This window comes from Opitutus sp. sgz309028 (genome assembly GCF_059821195.1).
The window spans coordinates 963,293-985,300 of the sequence record NZ_JCAMRR010000002.1 but is presented as its reverse complement, the minus strand read 5'-3'; the positions used below and the strand labels follow the sequence as shown (position 1 = coordinate 985,300).

Here is a 22,008-nt window from a genome sequence, read left to right as displayed (position 1 = left end):
GCCGCCGTGATGCCACGGTCGCCGCCGCCCGCCGGTGCCGCGTGCCGCGGATGCGATGGTCAGTTCTTCGAATCGCCGCCGCCGGCCTTGCGGACCACGCCGCTGACGAAGCTCTTGCCGACCTCGATCTTGGTGTTCTCGGCGATGCGCACGACGAAACGGTCTTCCTTCACGTTCGTGATCGTGCCGTAGATGCCGCCGGTCGTCACCACTTCGTCGCCCGACGAAAGCGCCTTCAGCATCTTTTCGTGCTCCTTCTGTTTCTTGCGCTGCGGCGCAATCATCAGGAAATACATCGCCGCAAACAGCAGGCCGAAGAAAATCAGCTGGGTCCAGCCGCCGCCCTGCGGTCCGGGTTGCTGAGCGAGAAGAGGGAGCGTTGCGGCTAGAGGAGACATTTTCGTAAGAGCGGTTTGAGGATTTGAAAAAAGAAAACACGCATCTAACGGATTCCGCTTCCGCAAAAGCAAGCCCGTAAAGCGGAAGTCCCGGCGGCGGGCCAGGCTCGCGCCCCGAATCGTTTTGGACCACGCCGCTTGCGCTGCGCCCGTTTTTCTTTCAACTCTCACAAACTCAACTTCCAACCTGTCCTGAAAACCAAATCCGCATCCGCCTGGTCGGCCGCCAAGTCCGAAGAACACTACGGGTTCAAACGCTGGGGCTCCGGCCACATCTCGGTCGACGACGAAGGATTCGTGAACATCCGGCCACGCGCGGACGAACGCGGCATCCGCGTGCTCGACGTGGTCAACGAAGCGCTCGGCATGGGCCTCCGCGCCCCGATGGTCATCCGCTTCCAGGATCTCCTGCGCCATCGCGTCATCCAGCTCAACGAGAGCTTCGCGAAGGCGATGAAGGAAGAGGGCTACAAGGGCGAATACCGCGGCGTCTTCCCGATCAAGGTCAACCAGCTTCGCGAGGTGGTCGACGAGATCGTCGCCGCCGGCAAGGACTACAACTACGGCTTGGAAGCCGGCTCGAAACCCGAGCTCATGATCGCGCTCGCGATGCATGAGGGCGCGCAGCGGCTCATCATCTGCAACGGCTACAAGGATCACGATTACATCCGCCTCGCCCTCCTCGGCCGCAAACTCGGCAAGCGGATCATCATCGTCGTCGAACAACTCGCCGAACTCGACGACATCATCCGCCTCGCCGCCGAAACCGGCGTGAAGCCGATGATCGGCTTCCGCGTGAAGCTCCAGACCCGCGGCGAAGGCAAGTGGGCGATGTCCACCGGCGACAACGCCAAGTTCGGCCTGAACACCGCCGAGGTCCTCTTCGCCTGCGAAAAGCTCCGCGCCGCGAAACTCGCCTCCGCCCTGCGGCTCGTCCATTTCCACATCGGCTCGCAGGTCCCGAACATCATCACGATCAAGAACGCCGTCATCGAGGCGACGCGCTTCTATTGCCAGCTCTCGCGCATGGGTTTCCCGATGGGCTACCTCGACGTCGGCGGCGGCCTCGGCATCGACTACGACGGTTCCCGCACGAACTTCGAGAGCTCGATGAACTACTCGCTCGAGGAATACGCGCGCGACGTGGTCTTCAACGTCCGCGAAATCTGCAACGCCTCGAACGTCAACGTGCCCGACATCGTCAGCGAGTCCGGCCGCGCGATCGTCGCGCCCCACTCCCTCCTCGTCGTCGAGGTTTTTGAGCGCATCAACAAGCGCGAGTCGCTCGGCCAGCAGCACCAGCCGAAGGAAAAGCACAAGGTCGTCACCGATCTCGAGCTGATGCTGAAAAACAAATCCAAGCTCGGCCGCCTCGAACGTTTCCACGACGCCATCCAGAAAAAGGAGGAGGCGTTCTCGCTCTTTAACCTCGGCTATCTCGATCTCGAGAACCGCGCCGCCGCCGAATCGCTTTTCTGGCAGATCTGCGAGCAGATCGCCAAGGAAGGCATCGACACCGGCTACCAGCCCGAGGAGCTGCACGATCTCAACAAGCTCCTCGCGGACCAATACGTCTGCAATTTCTCCGTCTTCCAGTCGCTCCTCGACCACTGGGCGCTCAAGCAGCTGTTCCCGATCGCACCGCTTCACCGGCTCAACGAAAAGCCCTCGGTCAACGCGATCCTCGTCGACATCACCTGCGACTCCGACGGCAAGATCTCCTCGTTCATCGATCTGCAGGACGTGAAGGACTACATCACGCTGCACCCGCTGAACAACAAGCCCTACTACCTCGGCATTTTCCTCACCGGCGCCTACCAGGACATCATGGGCGACCTCCACAACCTTTTCGGCCGCGTCAACGAGGTGCACGTGTTCCTCGAGGACGACGAACCGAACGGCTTCTATATCGAGGAAGCGCTCAGCGGCTCCCGCATCGCGGACGTCATCGAGGGCGTGCAATACCAGCAGGAGGATCTCTGCCGCCGCATGAAGGCGCAGATCGACGCCGCCACCCGCAAGGACATGGTCAAGCCCCGGGAGGGCGTCCGCCTCCTCGAGCTCTACGAGAGCCAGATGCTCAACAAGACCTATCTGAGCATCGAACCCAAGCGCGGGCGGAAAAAGAAATCCTGAGCCGGCCGGGGCGGCCCTACGTCCGCTCCGCCAGCACCGTCGCGAGCGCCCGATCGAGCGCCTGCATCGCGACGGGTTTCGTGAGGTGCACGAGGAAGCCCGCCGCCTGGCTGCGGACGATGTCGTGATCCATCCCGTAGCCGGTGAGGGCGATCCCCGGCAGCTGCCGCTGCTCGCGCAGCTCCGCCATCAGTTCGCACCCGTTGCCATCCGGTAGTCCGATATCGGATACCAGCAGATCGATCTCCGCGTTTTCGGCCAGGGCCCGCGCTTCCGCCACGCTGCCCGCGGCGAGCACCTCGAACTGCCGACGCTTCAGGAGCTGCGCCAAAGCCCGGCGCGTCGCCTCGTGGTCCTCGACCAGCAGGATCCGTCGCGGCCGCCGCGGTTCCTCCGCCCCGGCGGCCGCCAGCAGGGGCGCCGCCGGCCCGGATTCCTCCGGCACGTCCAGCTGCTCCGGCCGCGCGACCGGCAGGTCGATGCGAAACAAGGCCCCCTGGCCGCGGCCGCCGCTCACCGCCTCGATGCTCCCGCCGTGCATCGCGATCAACGTGTTCGAAATCGTCAGTCCCAGGCCCACGCCGCCAAACCGATGCGAGCCGCCCGGAGACGCGTGTTCTCCCTGCGAAAACGCGTCGAACACGCTCGCGAGTTCCTCGGCCGTCAACCCGATGCCTGTATCCTGAATCTCGATGCAGATTCGGTCCGGCTCCGGTCCCCGGCGGGTGCGCACCTGCACGCGGCCGCCCGCGGGCGTGAACTTCACCGCGTTCTTCAGCACGTTCCAGAAAACCTGCTGCAACCGCACCGCATCGCCCCATACCCGCGGCTCCGGCGCGCGCAGTTCCACCTCCAGTTGCAGCCCTTTCTGTTCGAAGTCCGAGCGCAACGCCGCCAGGGCGTCCTTCAGGATCGCATGCACATCCTGCCGTCCGAGATTCAACGACAGTTTCCCGCGGGTGATCCGCGTCAGATCCAGCAGATCGTCGATCAGCCGCGCCTCCAGTTCCACGCTGCGGCGGATCGTCGCGAAATCCTCCCGCGTGCGCTCCGGCAGACTGGAGTCGGCCGCCGCTTCGCTCGCCAGCAACAGCACGGGATTGAGCGGCGTGCGCAGTTCGTGCGAAAGCGTCGCCAGAAATTCGTCCTTCGCGCGCGACGCCGCCAAGGCCTTGTCGCGCGCCAGCTCCATCTCGCGCTCGGCTTGTTTTCGCGCAGTGATGTCGGTGATTACCGCCACGATGCCGATCACGGCGCCGGCGTCGTTTCGCTCCGGCTCGTGGATCACCCGCATCCAGCGCTTGCCCACCCGCTCGTAAGGAAGCTCCAGCTCGAACTCCACCCGCCGGCCCAGCAGCGCTTCGTCGATCTGCGGTTTCACCAGGCGGAACGCCTCCTCGCCGATCAGCGACACGATGGATTCTCCCACCACGTCCTCCGGCTTCCGGCCGAATCTCGCCGCGTAGGGCCGGTTGACGAATTTCAACCGATACTCCCGGTCGCACTGCGCGAGATAGACGATCGCATTGTCCGTCACCAGTCGCAGCTGCGCCTCCCGTCCGCGCAGCGCCACCTCCGTCCTGATGAACGCCGCGATGTCGAGATGGATCCCCGCCCAATGCACGATCCGGCCGTTCTCGTCCCGGATCGGAACGCCGCGCGCCAGCACCGGATGCCATTCGCCATCCGCTCCGCGCACGCGGAATCTCTTTTCGTATTCGCCCGCCCCGGCCATCGCCTCGCGCCACGCCGCCAGCACGCCCTCGCGCTCCTCCGGCGCCACCGCCTGGAGCCATCCGAGTCCCGCACACTCCTCCTGGGTCAGTCCCACCAGGTTCAGGAACGACTCGCTCGCATAGGTGTGGCGTCCTTCCGCGTCGCAGATCCACACGCCGTAGCTGATCGATTCGCCGATCGCGTGATAGATTTTTTCCCGTCGCCTGAGCTCCGCCTCGTGCCGCTTGCGCAGCGTGATGTCGCGGGCCGTCTTCGACGCACCGACCACCTTCCCGTCGTGCCCGAGGATCGGCGAGACGGTGAGCGACACATCCACCGGCGTCCCGTCCTTGCGCAGTCTGACCGTCTCGAAATGATGAATACGTTCGCCGTTGCTGATCCGCAGGAGAATGTCCGGCTCCTCGCTTTGGCGTTCGTCCGGCAGCAGCATCTGCACCGGTTGCCCGATCGCCTCGTCCGCGGTATAACCGTACAGAAGCTCCGCGCCCTGGTTCCAACTCGTGATCCGGCCTTGCAGGTCCGAGCCGACGATGCCGTCCTCCGACGAAGCCACGATCGCCGCCAGCATCCGGTTGCGGTCGGTGGCCGCCCGCTGCTCCGTGATGTCCACCACGGTGCCGATGTATCCCGTGATCCGGTCCCCGTCGCGCAACCGCACCGCGTTGCCCTGCAGCCAGCAGATCGATCCATCGGGGCGCAAAAACCGAAACTCCACGCGCGAAGGCCGGGTATCAGCCACGGCCAGCGCCCACTCGCGGCTCACCCGCTCGCGATCCTCCGGGTGCAGCGCCTGCTCCCACCCGCGCCCGCTCGCTTCGGCGGCGCTCAAACCGGCGAGCCGACACCACGCGGGATTGAAGTAAACGGCATCGCCGCCGGCGTTCGCGAGAAAGATGCCGACCGGCGCGTGATCGGCCAGCAATCGGAAGCGCTCCTCGCTGGACCGCAGTTGCTCGGTTCCCCGATCCTTCGCGATGAAGTCCGCCACGAGCTGCGCATAAAGTTCGAGCAAAACCTCCTCGCGCTCGTCCGGCACATGCGGTTCGGCATAACAGACCGTCAAAACGCCAACGACCTCGCCGCCGTGAGCCGCGAGCGGCACGCTGTGAGTGGCGACCAAGCCGGCCGCCTCCGCGAGATTCAAAATGCGAGCGAACGCGGGATCCTTTCGCACGTCGGCGATCACGACCCGGCGGTGCGCCGACCAAGCCGTCCCGCCGCCCGCCATCGCGACGGCTTCGAGGCTCTCCGATGGCACGTCATTGAAACCGCGACACGCCGCCACCCGGAGCGTCGAGCGCTCCGCTTCGCATAACGAAATCAGCCCGCAGGAAGCGCCCAGTGACAACAGCGCCGCGTCCAAAACATGGGACAACGCCGCCTGGGGTTCGGCTTCCCCCGCCAGCGTTCGCGCCGTTTGACGCAAACGTTGCAAGTCCGCCACATGCTTGGAGGGCGGTTCAGCCATGGTCTCGTCGTCCGATTCCGCGCGCGCGCGTTGGCGCCCATTTCGCGAGCGCGTCCGCGCTCACCGCTTCAATCGATCTCCTGGCTGCGAGGCACAAGCTCATCGCGACAATGTGGCTGAAGTTGCCAGCTGGACCGATTTTCCTATCGCTCAGTTTTCGCCAGGATTCAGCCGCCCGAGCCCGATTTCTCCCGACCACTCAGGGCAGCTTCGCCTGCACCAGCTTGCTGGCAACGCCGAAATCGATCAGGCCCGCCTCCGGACGCTTCTTCAGCGCCCCGATCACCTTGCCCATGTCCTTCTTCGACTGGGCACCGGTCTCCTGGATCGCCTCCGCGATCAACGCATTCAACTTCGACTCGTCCAAGCCCGCCGGCAGATATTTCTCGAGCACCTTGATTTCAGTATCGTTGGCCGCAACCAGATCGGCGCGACCGCCCTTCGCGAACTCGGTCTTCGCATCGACCAGATTTTTCACGAGCTTGCGCACCATCGTGACCACCATCGTGTCGTCGATCGGCTTTCCCGTATCGATCGAGGCGCGCTGGATCGCCGCGTCCGCACTTCGCAGCGCCGTCGCAGTCGCCGTATCGCGAGCCTTCATCGCAACAACAATGTCCGCCCGCAACGTTTCGTAGATTGTGGCCATGCGTCCAGCGTGCGGGCGGAAACCCGCCGTGTCGAGCCCGGGCCCGAAACGCTTCAACGGGAAACCAGCCGTGCCAGGATCTCCTGCGCCGCTCGCTCCCCGCTCGCCAGCGCACCGTGCACCGTTCCGAGTTCCAAAAGCTCCGCCGTCGCCTCGCCGGCGAAAAACAACGTTCCGCCCACCGGACGCGCGAGCTGCGACGGCGCCTGCTCCTCTCCCGCCGTGGCGAAACTGTAGGCGCCGCGCGTAAAGGGATCGCCGGCCCAATCGTGCGTGCGGCCCTCGAGCACCAGTCGACGCAGCGCCGTGAGACTGCAGTCGCACAGTTTCGCGAGGCTGCGCAGCGCGGCCGCGAACACCTTCCGGTCCGGCCATCCCGTCATCTCCTTCGCCGCCGGTCCGCCTGTCCAACCCACCAGCACCGGCCGGGGTGCCTCCGCCCACCAGACGGGAAAAAAATATTCCTCCGACTGCAGGAATCCGAAGCTGCGACCTTCGTTGCGTCGCAGTTCGGCTGGCAACGGCCCACGCCGCCACGCCTCGGCCCGGAGGCGCAGCACCACCCGGCGGGCGTGCCCGCTTTCCAGCCGGGACAGCAATCGCTCCTTCACCCTCAAGCGCGGTGCGAACGCAATCGCGCCCGTTGCTCCCGGCCCCGCCTTCCACACTCCGAGCGGCACCGTGACGAGCGCCGCGGACGCCCCCCAATTCCGTCCCCCCGCGCTCACCGATACCCGCCCGCGCCGCCAGCGAATTTCGGTTACGACGGTGTCGAGGTGGATCGTCCCGCCCGCCCGTCTCAGCCGCCGCACCAGATCGTCCACCAGCGCATCATAGCGCCGGCTCGGTCGAAACTGCTCCTCCTCTTCCTGCGCCGCTTCATACAACGCCCGCGCACTCATCCGATCCGGCGGCGCGCCTTGAAATCCGCGCACGAATGCACGGGCGAGCACCGCATCGGCCGGATCGAGCTCCCCTTCGTGCGCCGCCAGCCAGGGGCCGAACGCGCCGCGGTAACGCGGCCCGATTCGCCGCATCACTCCATCGATCCGCTCCCACCCATCAGGAAGAGCCTCACGCCGGCCGCCACGAGCCAGCCATTGCCGCTCAGTGACCGGGAGTTTCTTCACCGCCGCCGCGCGCAACGCCGCCGCTAAAGCCGCATTTCCCGAGTGCACGAACTCCGCCCCGACTTCCACCGGAGCGGGCCAGCCGGGAGGCTTTTCTGAATAAATCCGGCCCCCGGCCCGCGACCGCGCCTCCAGGACGACCACATTATGCTTTTTCTGCGCGAGCCGCAGCGCGGCGATCAGCCCGGCCACGCCGGCGCCGACGACGATCACGTCCGCATCAGCCATATGGATACGGCTCGCCCGCGCTACGCCGGCGGTCAGCGCGAGAACGACGGGCTGTCCGTAGGCGGCGCCTCTTCCTCCTCGACGCCGGTGGAGGAGATGGCGCCCAGCAGGAAGTTGCAGCGCTCCTGGCAATGACGGCAGGTCTCCGCGCAGATGCGGCAATGATCGTGCATCGACGCGTGCCGTTCGCATTCGTCCGCGCACGTCCGGCACGCCAGGATACAGGCATGCAACTGCGAATGAAGCACCTCACCGGACGGCTCCGTCTGTCGGGTCACCACGGCGGAGGTCGCCGCACAAATGTCCGCGCAATCGAGATTGTAACGGATGCATTTTCTCAACTGTGCGAGTTCCTCCTCGGCCAGGCACGCGTCGGCGCACGAGGTGCAAATCTGTGCGCACAACGCCAGGGCATTCAGCGCATCGGTGTATCCCTCCACGTGCTGCAAATCGGCCCGCGGATGGCTGCGAAGCATGGTATCGATCAGTTTCATGGCGTTGTTGGTTTTGCGCAACCTACGCCCGACTCCGGTCGACCGCCATGGGGTGAACGCCCGGCCGTCTCGTAGGAAAAGGATTTGCAGCGCCGGCCTTCCCGCGAAAATTGCACCGGAGCTGGTCGGACGACATCGCGCGACCGGCGCGTTATCGTCCCGCCGCATGGTTGCTTCCACCTCATCGACGCCCGAGCCTGCCGCGGTGATCCGTCCGCGTCCGCTCCGCCTTTCGCCCGCCCAGATGTATGCCCGGGTGCTGGCCGGAGACCCGGCGTGGAATGGCCGTTTCTTCACCGGCGTGCTCACCACCGGCATCTATTGCCTGCCCTCGTGCGGGGCGCGGAAGCCCAAACTCGAAAATGTCCGATTCTTCCCGACGTGCGCGGCCGCTCGCGCCGCCGGGCTCCGTCCCTGCAAGAAATGCCATCCCGACGACTTCGCGCGCGGTGCCGATCCCGTCCTGGAAACCGTCGAGACCGTCGTCGCCGAGCTGCGCACGAATCCCGCGGCGTTTGCCGACGCGCGCGCGGTGGTGAAACGGCTCGGCTTCGGCCCGACCCGGGCGTTCGAGCTGTTCCGTCTCCACTATCACACTACACCCGCCGATCTCCTGCTGCACGCGCGTCTCGCCGCCGCCAAGCGTCGCTTGCTCGCGTCCGCGCAACCGCTGCCCGAGATCGCCTACGCCACGGGCTTCGAATCGCTTTCCGTATTCCACGAAAATTTCCGCCGGCTGAACGGCCTCACCCCCAGCGCCTACCGCGCACTGGCCGGCGCCCGCGAATTCGAACTCCACCTCCCGCCGGGTTATCTGCTCGGCTACCTGCGCCGCGCCCTGAGCCGGGATGTCCACAGCGTCACCGAACGGCTCGTCGGCGACGTCTACACCGCGGCCGTTCAACTCGCCAGCGGCCCCGCGCTCCTGACGCTGCATCTTCGCCCGGACTCGCTCCACGTGCAGGTGAGTTCGACGCCCGAAGCCACCGCTGCCGCCATCGAAGCGCACGAAATCGCGGTCGGCCTGCTCGGCCTCGACGACGATTCCGCCGGTTTCTCGCGGCTCGCGCGCAAGCTGGGTCTCGCGCGTCTCGTGCACGGCCGCGCCGAGCTTCGGATCAGCCGCACGGCGACGCTGTTCGACGGACTGCTGTGGTCGATCATCGGCCAGCAAATCAATTTCGCGTTCGCCTGCCTGCTGCGGCGGCGCCTCGTCGAGCGCGTCGGCACGCCGCTGGGCAAAGGCCTGATCGCGTCGCCGACTCCAGCCGCCGTCGCGGCGCTGGATCCCGTCGAACTGCTGCCGCTGCAATTTTCGCGGCAGAAAGCCGACTACGTCGTCACCACCGCGCAGCGCATCGTTCGGGGCGAACTCGATCTCGAGGTCTTGCGCTCCATGTCCGCCACCCGCGCCGAGCGCACGCTGCTCGAGCTGCGCGGATTCGGGCCGTGGTCGGTGAACTACGTGATGATGCGAGCCCTGGGTTTCCCGGATTGCGTGCCGCTCGGCGACACCGGCGTCACCAGCGGTCTCCAGTCGCTCCTCCATCTCGAAACGCGTCCCGATCCTGATGCGACGCGCAAACTGATGAGCGTATTTTCTCCCTTCCGCAGCCTCGCCACCGCCCACTTGTGGCAACTCAACCAACCGATCCCGTCATGAGCCTTTTCTACGACACTTTTCCCACTCCGCTCGGCCGGTTCTCCATCGCCGTCGACTCCACCGCCGCCGTCGCCGCCACCGCCTTCGGCAACTCCGACACCCTTCTGCGACGCCTCGGAAAGTGTCATATAATGTATGACACTACTCCGGTCGCCGCGGCGCGCGAGCAGGTGGAGGCGTATTTCGCGGGAGAGCGCCGGGAGTTCGAATTGGGGCTCGCGCCTCGAGGGACGACGTTTCAACACCAGGTGTGGAGCGCGCTCCGCCACATTCCGTTCGGCGAGACCCGTAGTTATCGGCAACTCGCGACTTCGCTCCGCAAACCCGGGGCGTCGCGCGCCGTCGGTCGCGCCAACGCCACCAACCCGATCTGCCTCATCGTGCCGTGTCACCGCGTGATCGGCAGCGATGGAGCACTGACGGGTTTCGCTTTCGGCGAAGACATCAAGCGCCGTCTCCTCGAACTCGAGGGCGCGCTGGTGTCGGCGTGAATGGCCACGGCGCCGCGCTTCGTCGGGAGTCGGCGACCGAACGCACCCGCTCAGGAACCGGGTGTTGCGGATGTCGCCGCGCGATGTAGCGCGACGACGAAACGCTTCAGTTTCTCCGCATCTTTCACGCCCGGCGCCGCCTCGACGCCGCTGTTCACATCGACAAATCGCGCCCCACTCGCCTGCAGCGCCGCGCCGATGTTTTCCGGATTCAGCCCGCCGGCGAGAATCCAGAAGTTGTGCGGATGCGCCGCTTGGTGACGTGCGAACTTGGCCCAGTCGCCGGTTTTGCCAGAACCGCCGAAGCCCTCGGTGTGAAACGTATCGAGGAGCACGAACTTCGCGACCGCCAGCGTCGCGGCGGACACGTCCGCGTCAGGCGGAAGCTTCGGCGCAAGCCACAGGTGTTTTTCGCCGACGAGCCGCGACCACGCGCTCAGTTGCTCGACCGGCGTTTCGGGGCGGAAGTGAATCTGAAAATAATCGAAACCGGCGTCGCGCTGCGCGCGAAGTTCGTCGAGCGTCGGCTCAACGGAGACCGCGACTTTTTTTCGTTCCGGCAGTCGCGGTGCCATCGCTGCGAATTGCGTCCGCGTGAGGTGCCGCGGCGACTTCGGGTGAAAAATAAAACCGAGGTAATCCGCGCCGCAGCGATCGGCCCATTCGGCATCGATCAGCGAAGTGAGCCCGCAGACCTTGAGGCGAATTCCATCGATCATGAGACCACCACGAAAAACACGAAATACACCAAAACCAAACCGTTCTTTCGTGTATTTCGTGTCTTTCGTGGTTCCTAAAACGAATTGATGCTCTTGATCACGTGATCGACCTGGGCGTCGGTCAGCTCGGGGAAGATCGGCAGGCTCACGCAGGTTTTCGCCGCCGTTTCCGCGACGGGCAGCGAACCTTCGCCAAGCTCGAGCGCGGCGTAACATTTCTGCCGATGCAGCGGCACGGGATAAATCAGATCGGTGCCGATCTCGTGCTTCGCCAGATGCTCGCGCAACGCGTCGCGTCGCGGATGGCGAATGGTGAACTGGTGAAACACCGAATGCCCGTAATCCGGCTGATCCGGCAGCCGCACGTCGGCGAGCTTGATGCCGGCGAGGTAGCGTCCCGCGATCTCACGACGTCGCGCCGTCCAAGCGGCGAGGTGTGGGAGTTTCACGTTGAGCAGCGCGCCTTGAAAACCGTCCATGCGGAAATTGCCGCCGACAATATCGTGGTAGTAACGACGATCCGAACCATGCACGCGGATGTGCCGCGCCGTGACGTGCACGTCTTCGCGCCGGGAAACAAATGCCCCGCCTTCGCCGCAACCGCCGAGATTTTTCGTCGGATAAAAGCTGAACGTTCCCACATCGCCGATGATGCCCACCGGCGTGTCGCGATACCTCGCGCCTACCGCCTGCGCGCAGTCCTCGATCACGAAAAGCCGGTGCTTGCGCGCGATCGCCATGATCTCGTCCATCCGCGCGGGCTGGCCGAACAGGTGCACGACGATGATACCTTTCGTTTTCGGCGTGATCGCGGTTTCGATTTTCGCGGGATCGAGATTGAACGTCCCCTCCTCGATGTCGAGGAACCGCGGCGTCGCGCCGACGTAGCTCACACCCCAGACGGTCGAAATGAACGTGAACGGCGGCGCGATCACCTCGTCGCCCGGACCGAAGCCGGCGATCATGCACGCGACGTGGAGCGGTGAAGTGCCGCTGTTCATCCCGAGCGCGCGCGGATAGCCGAGCGTCGTGGCGAAGTTTCGCTCGAACTCTTCAACGTCCTTCCCGAGGCAAAAACGCGTCGCGTCGTAGGTGGCCGCGAGCGCGGCGAGCGCCGGTTCGCGCAGAGCCTGGTGTTGAAGCGAAAGATCGAGAAACGGAACTTTCATGAGAGAGGGCCCACGGAATACACGGAACTCCCAGAAAGAAAACTCCGGTTTCCGTCGGCGCGTTGCGGGGGCTATTTCAGCTTTTTCACCAGAGCCTCGATCAGGCTATCGAGACTCGGTTCCTTGGCGGTGAAATCGACCGGGATTCCCACCGCTTTCATCGTATCGCTGGTCTGCTGACCGATGCTGCCCGCGAGCGGACGCTTCGCGCCGGTTTTCAGCTTCAGGGCGTTCGCCTGGTCGGCGAACGACTGCGCGGCGGACGAGCTTGCGAACAGGATCGCATCGGCGCCTTTCGCGCGAAAGTCGGCGGCCGCCGGATCGTCACCAAGGTCGGTTTGCTCGGTTTTGTAAACCTGCAGGAGATCGACGATCGCGTGCGCGCCTTCGAGCTTCGTCACGAGCGTATCGCGGTTCAAGTTGCCCGTGACCACGATCATCTTCGCATGGTCGAGACTGTCGGTTGCGATGAGCTCGTCGGCCAGCGCCTCCGCGGTCGCGATTTTGGGCATGCATTCGACCTTCAGGTGCAGCTCCCGCACCAGTTTGGCCGTGCCTTCTCCGACGCACGCAATCCGCAGCAATCCGAGCGACCGGATGTCGTCGTAGATGCGGAGAAACTCCTCGAAAAAGAAGCGCACGCCATTCGCGCTGGTGAAGACGATCCAGTCGTAGCCGCCCAGCTCGAGCAGCACGTCCATGAGCGATTCCTTCGAGATTTCCTTCGAGATGCGGATGAGCGGCAGCTCCACGACTTCCGCGCCGAGCGCGGTGAGTTTTTGCGAAAGTTCGGATGCCTGCTCGCGCGCGCGAGTGACGGCGACGCGCCGGCCGGTGAGTGGAGAAAGCTTGGTCATGTCCGCCATAGAGGAAGGGTTGTCCGGATCGCCGCCCCGTCGGGGCCCGATCGGAGCGCCCCGATTATTTCAGTTTGAGCTCGTGCAAAATCCGTCCCGCGGTCGCCGCCGGCGCCGCGAAATCGGCCGGGCCAATCGGGAACTGACGCGTGCCGATCGCCTCGTGGAAAAAATACAGTGTGTCGGCCGTGGCGTGCGCGCCGAAGGCCGTGTGACAGCCCACGCCGAGCGCGGCTTGAAACGCGCGCTCGAGATCGACCGCGCGCGCCGTCGCCGCGTCGAACACGTCCGCAAAGCGGTTCTTGTCTCCCGCGCGGCACTGGATCGCGATCGCGCCCTGCCCGACGGCCGGCACCATGTCGTGATGGCCGAGCGCGTGAAACTCGACTCCGGGCCAGTTGCCGATCCCGAGACGGTTGAGTCCCGCGCTGGCGAGAATCGTGCCGTCGGCGACGTGTTGTTCGCCGATTTTCTTGAGACGCGTGTCGACGTTGCCGCGGATCTCGGTGAACTCGACGCCGGGAAACAGCTTCGCGATCTGAAGGCGACGCCGCGGGCTGCCGGTGGCGAGAAGCTTCGGTTTGGCGACGCCGGCGCGCAGCACAAGCACGTCGCGCGTATCGGCGCGGGGCAGGTAGCCGGCGATGGCGAGACCCTCTGGCATGTCGCCGGGCAGATCTTTCGTGCTGTGCACGGCGACGTCGGCCTCGCCACGGAGCAACGCGGCTTCGAGCTCGCTCGTGAAGAGACCTTTTCCGCCCTTTTGCTCCAGCGACCAATCGGTTTGGCGATCGCCGGTGGTGACGATTTTCAGCAGCTCGGTTTTGACGCCGAGGGTGGATTCGAGATGAGCCGCGACCATCTCGGTCTGGCGAAGCGCGAGCGGGCTTTTGCGGGTGGCGAGGACGAGTTTGGTCACGGCGAAGAAAAAGGGCGCAGACTTTGTCCGCGCCCTGGTGAATTGGCAATGTCGAGCTGTGCTTAGTAAGCAGCCTGCACGCCCTTGATGTGCTTCTTCGCCATCCAGGGCATCATGCCGCGCAGGTAAGCGCCGGTCTTCTCGATCTGGTGCTTTTCGCCGGCCTTCAGCAGCTTGTTGTAGTTCTTCAGGCCGCCCTTGTATTCCTTGACCCACTCCTTGGTGAACTTGCCGGTCTGGATCTCCTTCAGGATCTTCTTCATCTCGGCCTTGGTCTTCTTGTTCACGACGCGCGGGCCGCGGGTGATGTCGCCGTATTTCGCGGTCTCGGAAATCGAGAAACGCATGCCGGCGATGCCGCTCTCATACATGAGATCGCAGATGAGCTTCAGCTCGTGGAGGCACTCGAAATAAGCCATCTCGGGCTGGTAACCGGCCTCGACCAGCGTTTCGAAACCGGCTTGGACGAGGGCGCTGGCGCCGCCGCACAACACGGCCTGTTCGCCGAAGAGATCGGTTTCGGTTTCTTCCTTGAAGGTCGTCTGGAGCACGCCCGCGCGGGTCGAGCCGATGCCCTTCGCCCAGGCGAGCGCGGCTTTCTTCGCGTTCTTCGAGGAGCCCGGAGCGACAGCGATGAGCGCCGGCATACCCTTGCCCTCGGCATAGAGGCGACGGACCATGTGACCGGGGCCCTTCGGGGCGACCATGATGCAGTCCACGCCCTTCGGCAGCTTGATCAGGCCGAAGTGGATCGCGAGACCGTGGGAGAAGAGGAGCGTTTTGCCCTTGGCGAGATTCGGCGCGATGTCCTTTTCGTAAACGTCCGCCTGCTTCATGTCGGGGAGGCCGACCATGATGACGTCCGCCCGACGCACGGCCTCGGCCGTGTCGACCACTTCGAAACCGTGCTGCTGGGCGACGGCCTTCGACTTCGAGCCCTCATAGAGGCCGATGATGACCTTGCAGCCGCTGTCCTTCAGATTGAGCGCGTGGGCGTGGCCCTGCGAACCGTAGCCGAGGACGGCGAGCGTTTTGTTTTTAAACACGCCGAGGTCGGCGTCTTTGTCGGTGTAGACTTTGGCGGGCATGTGGATGAAAAGTTGAGAGTTGAGGGTCTGGAGTTGAGAGAAATCAGCGAGAGGAAAAACGGGGTTTGGTCAGACAACTCCCGTCCCTCAACTCTCGCCGCGCGGGACGTCAGCGCTTCAACGCGAGACGGCCGGTGCGCGCGATCTCGAGAATGCCGAAGGGCTCGAGCAGGCTCAGCAACGCGCCGATCTTGTCGTCGGTGCCGGTGAGTTCGATGATGAGGCTGTCCTGCGTGAGATTCACGATCTTCGCCCGAAAGATATCGGCGATCTGGACGATCTCCGAGCGGGTCTTCGCATCCGCGCGCACCTTCGCCAGGACGAGCTCGCGCTCGACGGCCTGGCCTTCTTTGAAATCGATCACGTCGACGACATTGATCAGCTTCCGCAGCTGCTTGATGCAGAGGTCGAGCTGCCCCTCGTCGCCCTTGAGCACCGCGGTGATCCGCGACAGGGAGGCATCGTGCGTGGGAGCGACGTTGAGCGAGTCGATGTTGAACCCGCGGCCGGAGAACATGCCCGACACGCGCGCCAACACGCCAAACTTGTTCTCGACTAGGACGGAGATCGTGTGACGCATGGAAAAGGTTTGAATTAGAAGGAAAACCAACCGGCTGGCCAGCCGAAGCTCACGATGCGAGCGAAAACTGGTGGACGCTGAGGGACTCGAACCCCCGACACCCTCGGTGTAAACGAGGTGCTCTAACCAACTGAGCTAAGCGTCCGAGCCGAGGGTTTATGAAAGTGTCCGGGCCGCCGCTATGACAAGGAATTATTCCGGTATGACGGGTGAGAACGCAGAGCGGGTCGAAGACCCGCTCCACCTCACGCCGCCGCCGTCTGCGCCTTCGACTTCAACCAGCCTTTTTGCACCATCAGCTCGGCGTTCTGCAGTGCGTTCAGTGCGGCGCCCTTCCAGAGGTTGTCGCCGCTGACCCACAGCGCGAGGCCGTTGTCCAGCGCCGTATCGATGCGGATGCGACCGACGCCGCACTTCACCTTGCGCGTGAAATCGAGCGGGGTCGGATAACGGCGGTTCGACGGATCGTCCACCAGCTCCGCACCGGGAAAAGCCGCGATCGCCGCGCGCGCCGCCTCGACGCTCACCGGCTTCTCGAACTCGGCGTTCACCGCGATCGAATGCGCCTGCACGACCGGCACCCGGACGCAGGTCGAGGACACCTTCAAGTTTGGCAGGCCCATGATCTTGCGGCTCTCCTGCAGCATCTTGGTTTCCTCGCCGGTGTAGCCGTCGGCGCCAAACGAATCCACTTGGGGGATACAGTTGAACGCGATCTGGTAGGGATACACCTTCTTCTCCAGCGGCGCGCCCTTGACGTAAGCCTGGACCTGCGACTCGAGCTCCTCGACCGCCTCGATGCCGGTGCCGGAGACCGATTGATACGTCGCCGAGAAATAGCGCTTCAACCCGAACGCCTGGTGCAACGGCCACAGCGCCATCAACAACACCGCGGTCGAGCAGTTCGGATTCGCGATGATGCCGTTGTGATCACGCAACCCTTCCGGATTGATCTCCGGAATCACGAGCGGCACCGACGGGTCCATGCGAAACGCCGAGCTCTTGTCGATCACGACGCAGCCCGCCTTCACCGCGTCGGGCGCGAGCGCCTTGGTGACTGCACCCTCGGTGGCGAAGAACGCCACGTCCACGTCGGCGAACACGCCGGGCTTGGCCTCCTCGACCGTGTATTTCTTGCCGGCGCACTCCACGACTTTGCCCGCCGACCGCGCCGAGGCGAAGAGCCGCAGCGAGGCGAACGGGAACTGGCGCTCGTGCAAAAGCCGCAGCAGCTCTTGACCGGCGACACCCGTGGCACCGACGATACCGACCGATAGGGATGGCGTGTTGCTCATGGAAACTCCGTTAGGATTGGTCACGAAAACCTGTCTGCGCCTCGGCATCAAGCCCGCAGACCGGTTGCTGTTTGTCCGGATCGGCACAGCCACCCTGCAATTCTATCGCAAAGGTGTGCTCGTCAGGAGCTATCCCGTCTCCACGTCGCGCCGTCCGCCCTCGAACATCAAGAACTCCCTCGGCACCCCGCGCGGGCTCCACGAGATCGCCGAGCGCATCGGCGCGGGCCAGCCGCCCGGGATGGTGTTCAAGTCCCGCATCGCCACCGGGCATCATTTTTCCGAACTCTCCGACGCCGCGGCGCAGGACAACCTGATCACCAGCCGCATCCTTTGGCTGCGCGGACTCGAACCCGGCGTGAACCGGGACGACGACGTCGATACTTACGCCCGCTACATTTATATCCACGGCACGAATCACGAAGCGCGCATCGGCGAACCGATGAGCGCCGGTTGCGTGCTCATGCGCAACCTCGACATCGTCGCGCTCTACGAAGACGTGCGCGCCGGCGATCAAGTCATGATCGTCGACTGAGTTCCCGCGCGGCGCTCACGCGTTGCGGCCGAACAACAAGCGCAACGAGTTCAAGCACACGACCAACGTCGAACCTTCGTGCGCCGCGACGCCGATCGCCAGCGGCACCGCACCCCACGCCGTCGCGATCACCATCACGATCACCACGCCGAGCGAAATCGTGAGATTCTGCCGGATCACCGCGCGCGCGCGCCGGCTCAGGCGTTCCGCCGCGAGAAAGTTCTCGATCCGGTCGTGCATCAGGATCACTTCCGCCTGCTCGAGCGCCGCATCGCTGCCGCGCGCGCCCATCGCCACGCTCACATCCGCCGCCGCGAGGCTGGGCGCGTCGTTCACGCCATCGCCGACCATCGCCACTTTCCGGCCGCCGGCGCGAAGCTCCATGATCGCCGCCACCTTTCCTTCCGGCGACAAACCCGCGCGCACTTCGTCCAGACCGAGTTCCTTCGCCACCGCTTCCGCCGCATGCCGCCGGTCGCCGGTCAGCATGATCGTGCGAATCCCCGCGTGTTTCAGCTTCGCGAGCACGTCGCGCGACTCCGCGCGGATCTGATCCTTCAACAGCACGCGGCCCACCATGTCCGCCGCGATCACCCAGACTTCGGTCAATTCCGCGGACGCCGGTGGCAACCGCTTCGCCCACTCCGCCAGCGGCCCGTTCTCGAGCAATTCGCGTCGTCCCAGCAGCAAACTCGCGCCCGCCATTTTTCCGCGCAATCCTTGACCGGTGATCGAGTGAAACTCCTCCAATTCCAGCATCCGCGTGCCCTGCGCTTTCGCGTAACGCACGATCGCCCGCGCGATCGGATGCTGCGACTTCGCCTCCAAAGCATACGCCAGCTCGAGCACCTCGCCCTCGCGTCCGGCCGGAAAACTCTCCACCGCCTCGACGCTCAGTTCACCCGTCGTCAACGTGCCGGTCTTGTCGAGCGCGACGGCGTTGATGTCCGCCAGTTTCTCGATCGCCGCGCCGCCGCGAAACAGCACGCCGTGCCGCGCACCCCACGCGATCGCCGCCAGGATCGCCGAGGGGATCGACAGCACGAGCGCACACGGGCTCGCCACCACCATGAGCGTCATCGCGCGATAAAACGCCGAGCGCGTGGCTTCGGTGTTTTCGAAGGCCGGGAGCTGAAAGCCGAGCCACCACACCAGGAACATCGCGAACGAGCCGCCGATCACAATGTAGGTATAACCCGTGCCGAATTTGTCGGTGAACCGCTCGCTCGGCGCCTTGAGTTTCTGCGCCGTCTGGATCAGGCGGATGATTTTCTGCAGCGTGCTTTCCGACGGCAGCCGCGCGACGTCGAACTCGACCGCGCCCCAGAGATTGATCGTGCCGCTGAAAATCGGATCGCCGACGCCTTTCTCGACCGGCGTCGCCTCGCCGGTCAGCGCCGACTCGTCGCTCGCGCTGCGGCCTTTCACCACCGCGCCGTCCGCCGGAAACGCCTCCCCCGGCCGCACCAGCACACGCTGGCCAACCCGCAACTCCGCCACCGCCACTTCCTTCGTGCCGCCGTCGGCCAGCACCAGCGTCGCATGTTTCGGCGCGCTCTTGAGCAACGCGCTCACCTCGCGTTGCGTGCGATCCAACGCGAACTCCTCCATCGCGCCCGAAGCGGAAAACAAAAACAGCAGCAACACCGCCTCGCCCCACGCGCCGATGAACATCGCGCCCACCGCGACCGCGAGCATCAGGAAGTGAATGTCGATATCGCCTTTCTTGAGATTCTCCCACGAGTCGACCGCCGCGTCCCACGCCCCCGCGATCAGGCCGACGATGAAAAAGCCGCGGCTCAGCCACGGCAATTCGGGCGCGACGTAACCGCTGATGAAGCCGGCGATGCCCGCTCCACCGCAGATCGCCGCCAGCAGCGCCAGCATCCGCCACTCCGGCGCCTCCGGCTCCGCCTGGAGTTCCGGCCACTCCATCTCGCGCCACAGCCAGAGTTTTTCCGCCGTCACGCAGGTTTCACGCCCCAGTACAGTGGCGCCGCCTTCATGCTTCAGCGCAAATCCCGCCGGCACCCGCGCTTCGTCATCCGTGGCGAGTTGGGCTTCGACCTCCGCGATCGTTTCGGCGAGTTTCTCGCGCAAGCCCGTCAGCTCCACCGGCCCGATGGTCGCCACGGCGACGGTGTGCGCCGCGCGATCGATGCGGACCGCGCTGATTTCCGGCTGTTCGCGCAAAAATGCCGCGAGTTCCTCGACCCAGTTTGCGCCGTGCTTGTTCGACGTGCTCATCGTGCGTGCCGCGATGTTCGCCCAACCAAAAATTCACTGCAAGCCGGCAGCCGACATTGAAATCCCGTCCAAACGCCGTCACCTCTTTGCGTTCACATCATGATCGGACTCCGCGACGACACCGACTCCAGCCTCCCGCCACCGGTGGCGAGTCGCGCGCCGGAGCTGGCCGCGGCGATTTTTGCCGAAACAGGATTTCTCCACGAAGCCCTCCAGCTCGAACATCGCCCCGAGCAGGAACAGATGGCCCGCACTGTCGCCGCGGCGATGCGCGATGACGTGCCGCTGCTGTTCGAAGCCGGCACCGGCGTCGGGAAATCCCTGGCCTATCTCGTCCCCGGCATCGTTCACGCCGTCGACCAGTCGCGGCAGCTGATTGTCTCGACCCACACGATTTCCCTCCAAGAGCAGCTTGAAACCAAGGACCTGCCGCTCTGCCGGCGCTTGTTCAAGGGCGCGCCCGAGCTGGCCCGCTATGCGGATTTCCGCTCGGCGGTTCTCGTCGGCAAATCGAATTATCTCTGCACCACGCGGCTCGCGACCGCCCTTTCGGATCGCGCGAGTCTGTTCGCCGACGCGGATTATGACGAACTGCAGCGCATCGCCGGCTGGGCGCAGGAAACGGCGACGGGCCTGCGGCACGAATTGAAGCCGCCGCCGCGTGCGGAAGTTTGGGACGCCGTCAACGCCGACTCGTCGTCTTGTTCGCGCAAGCACTGCGACTGCGAAAAATGTTTCTACCAGCGCGCCCGCGCCCGGTTGCGCACCGCGCACGTGATCATCGTGAATCACGCGCTGCTGTTCGCGTTGATCAACTCCGGCGGCGCGCAGGCCAACGGCGCCAACACCGACGCGCGCGGCGTGCTCTTCGCCGACGATTTCGTCGTCCTCGACGAGGCGCACACCGTGCCGGACGTCGCCACGGAGAATTTCGGCCTTTCGCTCTCGAGCTACGGCGTCGATCGCGCGCTGAAATACCTCTACAATCCGCGCACGAAACGCGGCCTTCTCCGCAAGCACGGCGGGCCCGAAGTGCAACAACTCGTGCTCGACGCCTTGGAAGCGTCGCAGCTGTTCTTCGATTTCGTCGCCAGCAGCCTGCTCACGCAGCGGCCCGTCGTGCGCGTGCGGGAAGCGGGCGTGGCCGAAAACACCCTCGAAGGTCCGCTCGGCGCGCTGCATCGGCTGATCGGCAAGGCAGCCGACAAACTCGAGGACGGTCGCGAGCGCGACGAATTGCTCGAGCAGAAGCTGCGCGTGAAATCGATCGCCGCCGCGATCGACGAATGGCTCACGCTCGCCGACAAGAAACACGTTTACTGGGCCGAGCGCAGCGGCCGCAAACAGACGATCGTCACGCTCCGCAGCGCGCCGATCGACGTCGCCCCGGAGTTGAGAAAACATCTGTTCGGTTGCGGCACGAGCGTGGTCTGCACGAGTGCGACGCTCGCGATCGGCCACGAAATCGCGCCGTTCGCCGCGCGCATGGGCGCCGACGACGCGCGCGCAGTCGCCGTGAAATCGCCGTTCGATTACGAGCGCAACATGCGCGTCTATGTCGCCGCCGACATTCCGCTGCCCTCGCCGCAGGAGGCGCGTCTCGCGCTCGACGCGCTCACGGATTACGTGCGGTTCTGCACCGAGCGCGTGAGCGGCGGCTCGCTGGTGTTGTTCACGAGCTACACGGACATGCGCGCGGTCGCCGCGACGTTGGAACCGGTTTTCCGCACCGCGGGCCGGCCGTTCATGATCCAGGGCGCGGAACTGTCGCGCACGGAACTCGCGCATCAGATGCGCGCGCTGGGCAACGCCGTGCTGTTCGGCACCGACAGCTTCTGGACCGGTGTCGACGTGCCCGGCGAGGCGCTGTCGCAAGTGATCATCACGCGGCTGCCCTTCGATCCGCCGACACATCCGATTACCGAGGCGCGCTGCGATCACATTCGCGATCGGGGCGGAAATCCCTTCAACGAACTCACGCTGCCGGATGCGTTGATCAAATTCCGCCAGGGCGTGGGGCGCCTGATTCGCTCCGCCGTCGATCGCGGCGTAGTCACCATCCTCGATTCGCGGATTCTCGCGAAAAGTTACGGCCGGCTCTTTCTCGATTCGCTGCCGAAGTCAGACTTTACCCGACTCACGCGTGCGGACCGGGACCAACGATTTCAGCCTTTCGTGCCGCGGCCGCCGCGCTAGTTTGGTGCC

18 protein-coding genes and 1 tRNA gene are annotated in these 22,008 nt (G+C 64.8%); 5 read left to right on the top strand and 14 right to left on the bottom strand.

All coding sequences use genetic code 11. The features are described from left to right. Window positions 1-59: 59 nt before the first annotated feature. The gene (gene yajC, locus AC6RV7_RS09855; RefSeq protein WP_500093799.1) at window positions 60-398 is read right to left on the bottom strand and encodes a preprotein translocase subunit YajC; all 339 of its coding nucleotides are present in this window, start codon (window positions 396-398) and stop codon (window positions 60-62) included. Between the two features lie 192 nt (window positions 399-590). Between yajC and speA the strand changes: the two genes are divergently transcribed. After that, on the top strand, window positions 591-2,534 hold the full coding sequence (gene speA / locus AC6RV7_RS09850) for a biosynthetic arginine decarboxylase (RefSeq protein WP_500094199.1): 1,944 nt from the start codon (window positions 591-593) through the stop codon (window positions 2,532-2,534). A 16-nt stretch (window positions 2,535-2,550) separates the two neighbouring features. Here the strand turns inward: speA and AC6RV7_RS09845 are convergent, their stop codons facing one another. From AC6RV7_RS09845 to AC6RV7_RS09830, 4 genes are all read right to left on the bottom strand, one after another. Beyond that, entirely contained in the window at window positions 2,551-5,739 is a 3,189-nt protein-coding gene (locus AC6RV7_RS09845; protein WP_500093798.1) for a PAS domain S-box protein, read from the bottom strand. A gap of 199 nt (window positions 5,740-5,938) precedes the next feature. Next, complete coding sequence (locus AC6RV7_RS09840; protein WP_500093797.1) at window positions 5,939-6,388, bottom strand: GatB/YqeY domain-containing protein; 450 nt, start codon at window positions 6,386-6,388, stop codon at window positions 5,939-5,941. A gap of 53 nt (window positions 6,389-6,441) precedes the next feature. After that, window positions 6,442-7,746 carry a flavin monoamine oxidase family protein gene (locus tag AC6RV7_RS09835; RefSeq protein WP_500093796.1) on the bottom strand — a complete coding sequence of 435 codons (1,305 nt, stop codon included), beginning with the start codon at window positions 7,744-7,746 and terminating at the stop codon, window positions 6,442-6,444. A gap of 32 nt (window positions 7,747-7,778) precedes the next feature. Beyond that, the gene (locus tag AC6RV7_RS09830) at window positions 7,779-8,240 is read right to left on the bottom strand and encodes a four-helix bundle copper-binding protein (RefSeq protein ID WP_500093795.1); all 462 of its coding nucleotides are present in this window, start codon (window positions 8,238-8,240) and stop codon (window positions 7,779-7,781) included. A 166-nt stretch (window positions 8,241-8,406) separates the two neighbouring features. On the opposite strand from AC6RV7_RS09830, the gene AC6RV7_RS09825 reads away from it, so the two are divergent. Then, a complete protein-coding gene (locus AC6RV7_RS09825; RefSeq protein ID WP_500093794.1) occupies window positions 8,407-9,903 on the top strand; it encodes a DNA-3-methyladenine glycosylase 2 family protein in 1,497 nt (498 codons plus the stop codon). Beyond that, window positions 9,900-10,394 carry a methylated-DNA--[protein]-cysteine S-methyltransferase gene (locus AC6RV7_RS09820; protein WP_500093793.1) on the top strand — a complete coding sequence of 165 codons (495 nt, stop codon included), beginning with the start codon at window positions 9,900-9,902 and terminating at the stop codon, window positions 10,392-10,394. Before AC6RV7_RS09825 ends, AC6RV7_RS09820 begins: the two co-directional genes overlap by 4 nt. Window positions 10,395-10,444: 50 nt before the next feature. Here the strand turns inward: AC6RV7_RS09820 and AC6RV7_RS09815 are convergent, their stop codons facing one another. The 8 genes from AC6RV7_RS09815 to AC6RV7_RS09780 form a co-directional block, all read right to left on the bottom strand. Then, window positions 10,445-11,113, bottom strand: a complete 669-nt coding sequence (locus tag AC6RV7_RS09815; RefSeq protein ID WP_500093792.1) for a phosphoribosylanthranilate isomerase — start codon at window positions 11,111-11,113, stop codon at window positions 10,445-10,447. A gap of 74 nt (window positions 11,114-11,187) precedes the next feature. Continuing rightward, window positions 11,188-12,282 (bottom strand): DegT/DnrJ/EryC1/StrS family aminotransferase, encoded by a 1,095-nt coding sequence (locus AC6RV7_RS09810; RefSeq protein WP_500093791.1) that lies wholly within the window; start codon window positions 12,280-12,282, stop codon window positions 11,188-11,190. 71 nt (window positions 12,283-12,353) lie between these two features. Then, window positions 12,354-13,139, bottom strand: a complete 786-nt coding sequence (locus AC6RV7_RS09805) for a uroporphyrinogen-III synthase (RefSeq protein ID WP_500093790.1) — start codon at window positions 13,137-13,139, stop codon at window positions 12,354-12,356. Window positions 13,140-13,203: 64 nt separating this feature from the next. Next, window positions 13,204-14,058, bottom strand: coding sequence for a hydroxymethylbilane synthase (hemC, locus tag AC6RV7_RS09800; RefSeq protein WP_500093789.1), 855 nt, complete (start codon window positions 14,056-14,058; stop codon window positions 13,204-13,206). 62 nt (window positions 14,059-14,120) lie between these two features. After that, window positions 14,121-15,146, bottom strand: a complete 1,026-nt coding sequence (ilvC, locus tag AC6RV7_RS09795; protein ID WP_500093788.1) for a ketol-acid reductoisomerase — start codon at window positions 15,144-15,146, stop codon at window positions 14,121-14,123. A 109-nt stretch (window positions 15,147-15,255) separates the two neighbouring features. After that, window positions 15,256-15,726, bottom strand: a complete 471-nt coding sequence (gene ilvN, locus AC6RV7_RS09790; protein WP_500093787.1) for an acetolactate synthase small subunit — start codon at window positions 15,724-15,726, stop codon at window positions 15,256-15,258. Window positions 15,727-15,794: 68 nt separating this feature from the next. Then, window positions 15,795-15,871: transfer RNA gene (locus tag AC6RV7_RS09785), tRNA-Val, on the bottom strand. A gap of 100 nt (window positions 15,872-15,971) precedes the next feature. Further along, window positions 15,972-17,021: an aspartate-semialdehyde dehydrogenase gene (locus tag AC6RV7_RS09780; RefSeq protein WP_500093786.1), complete on the bottom strand. Its 1,050-nt coding sequence runs from the start codon at window positions 17,019-17,021 to the stop codon at window positions 15,972-15,974. Between AC6RV7_RS09780 and AC6RV7_RS09775 the strand changes: the two genes are divergently transcribed. Continuing rightward, complete coding sequence (locus AC6RV7_RS09775; protein WP_500093785.1) at window positions 17,020-17,556, top strand: L,D-transpeptidase family protein; 537 nt, start codon at window positions 17,020-17,022, stop codon at window positions 17,554-17,556. The two genes, AC6RV7_RS09780 and AC6RV7_RS09775, sit on opposite strands and share 2 nt — an antisense overlap. Before the next feature lie 15 nt (window positions 17,557-17,571). On the opposite strand, the gene AC6RV7_RS09770 is transcribed toward AC6RV7_RS09775, so the two are convergent. Then, complete coding sequence (locus AC6RV7_RS09770; protein WP_500093784.1) at window positions 17,572-19,803, bottom strand: heavy metal translocating P-type ATPase; 2,232 nt, start codon at window positions 19,801-19,803, stop codon at window positions 17,572-17,574. A gap of 99 nt (window positions 19,804-19,902) precedes the next feature. On the opposite strand from AC6RV7_RS09770, the gene AC6RV7_RS09765 reads away from it, so the two are divergent. Further along, window positions 19,903-21,999 (top strand): ATP-dependent DNA helicase, encoded by a 2,097-nt coding sequence (locus AC6RV7_RS09765; protein ID WP_500093783.1) that lies wholly within the window; start codon window positions 19,903-19,905, stop codon window positions 21,997-21,999. The last annotated feature ends 9 nt before the right edge of the window (window positions 22,000-22,008 follow it).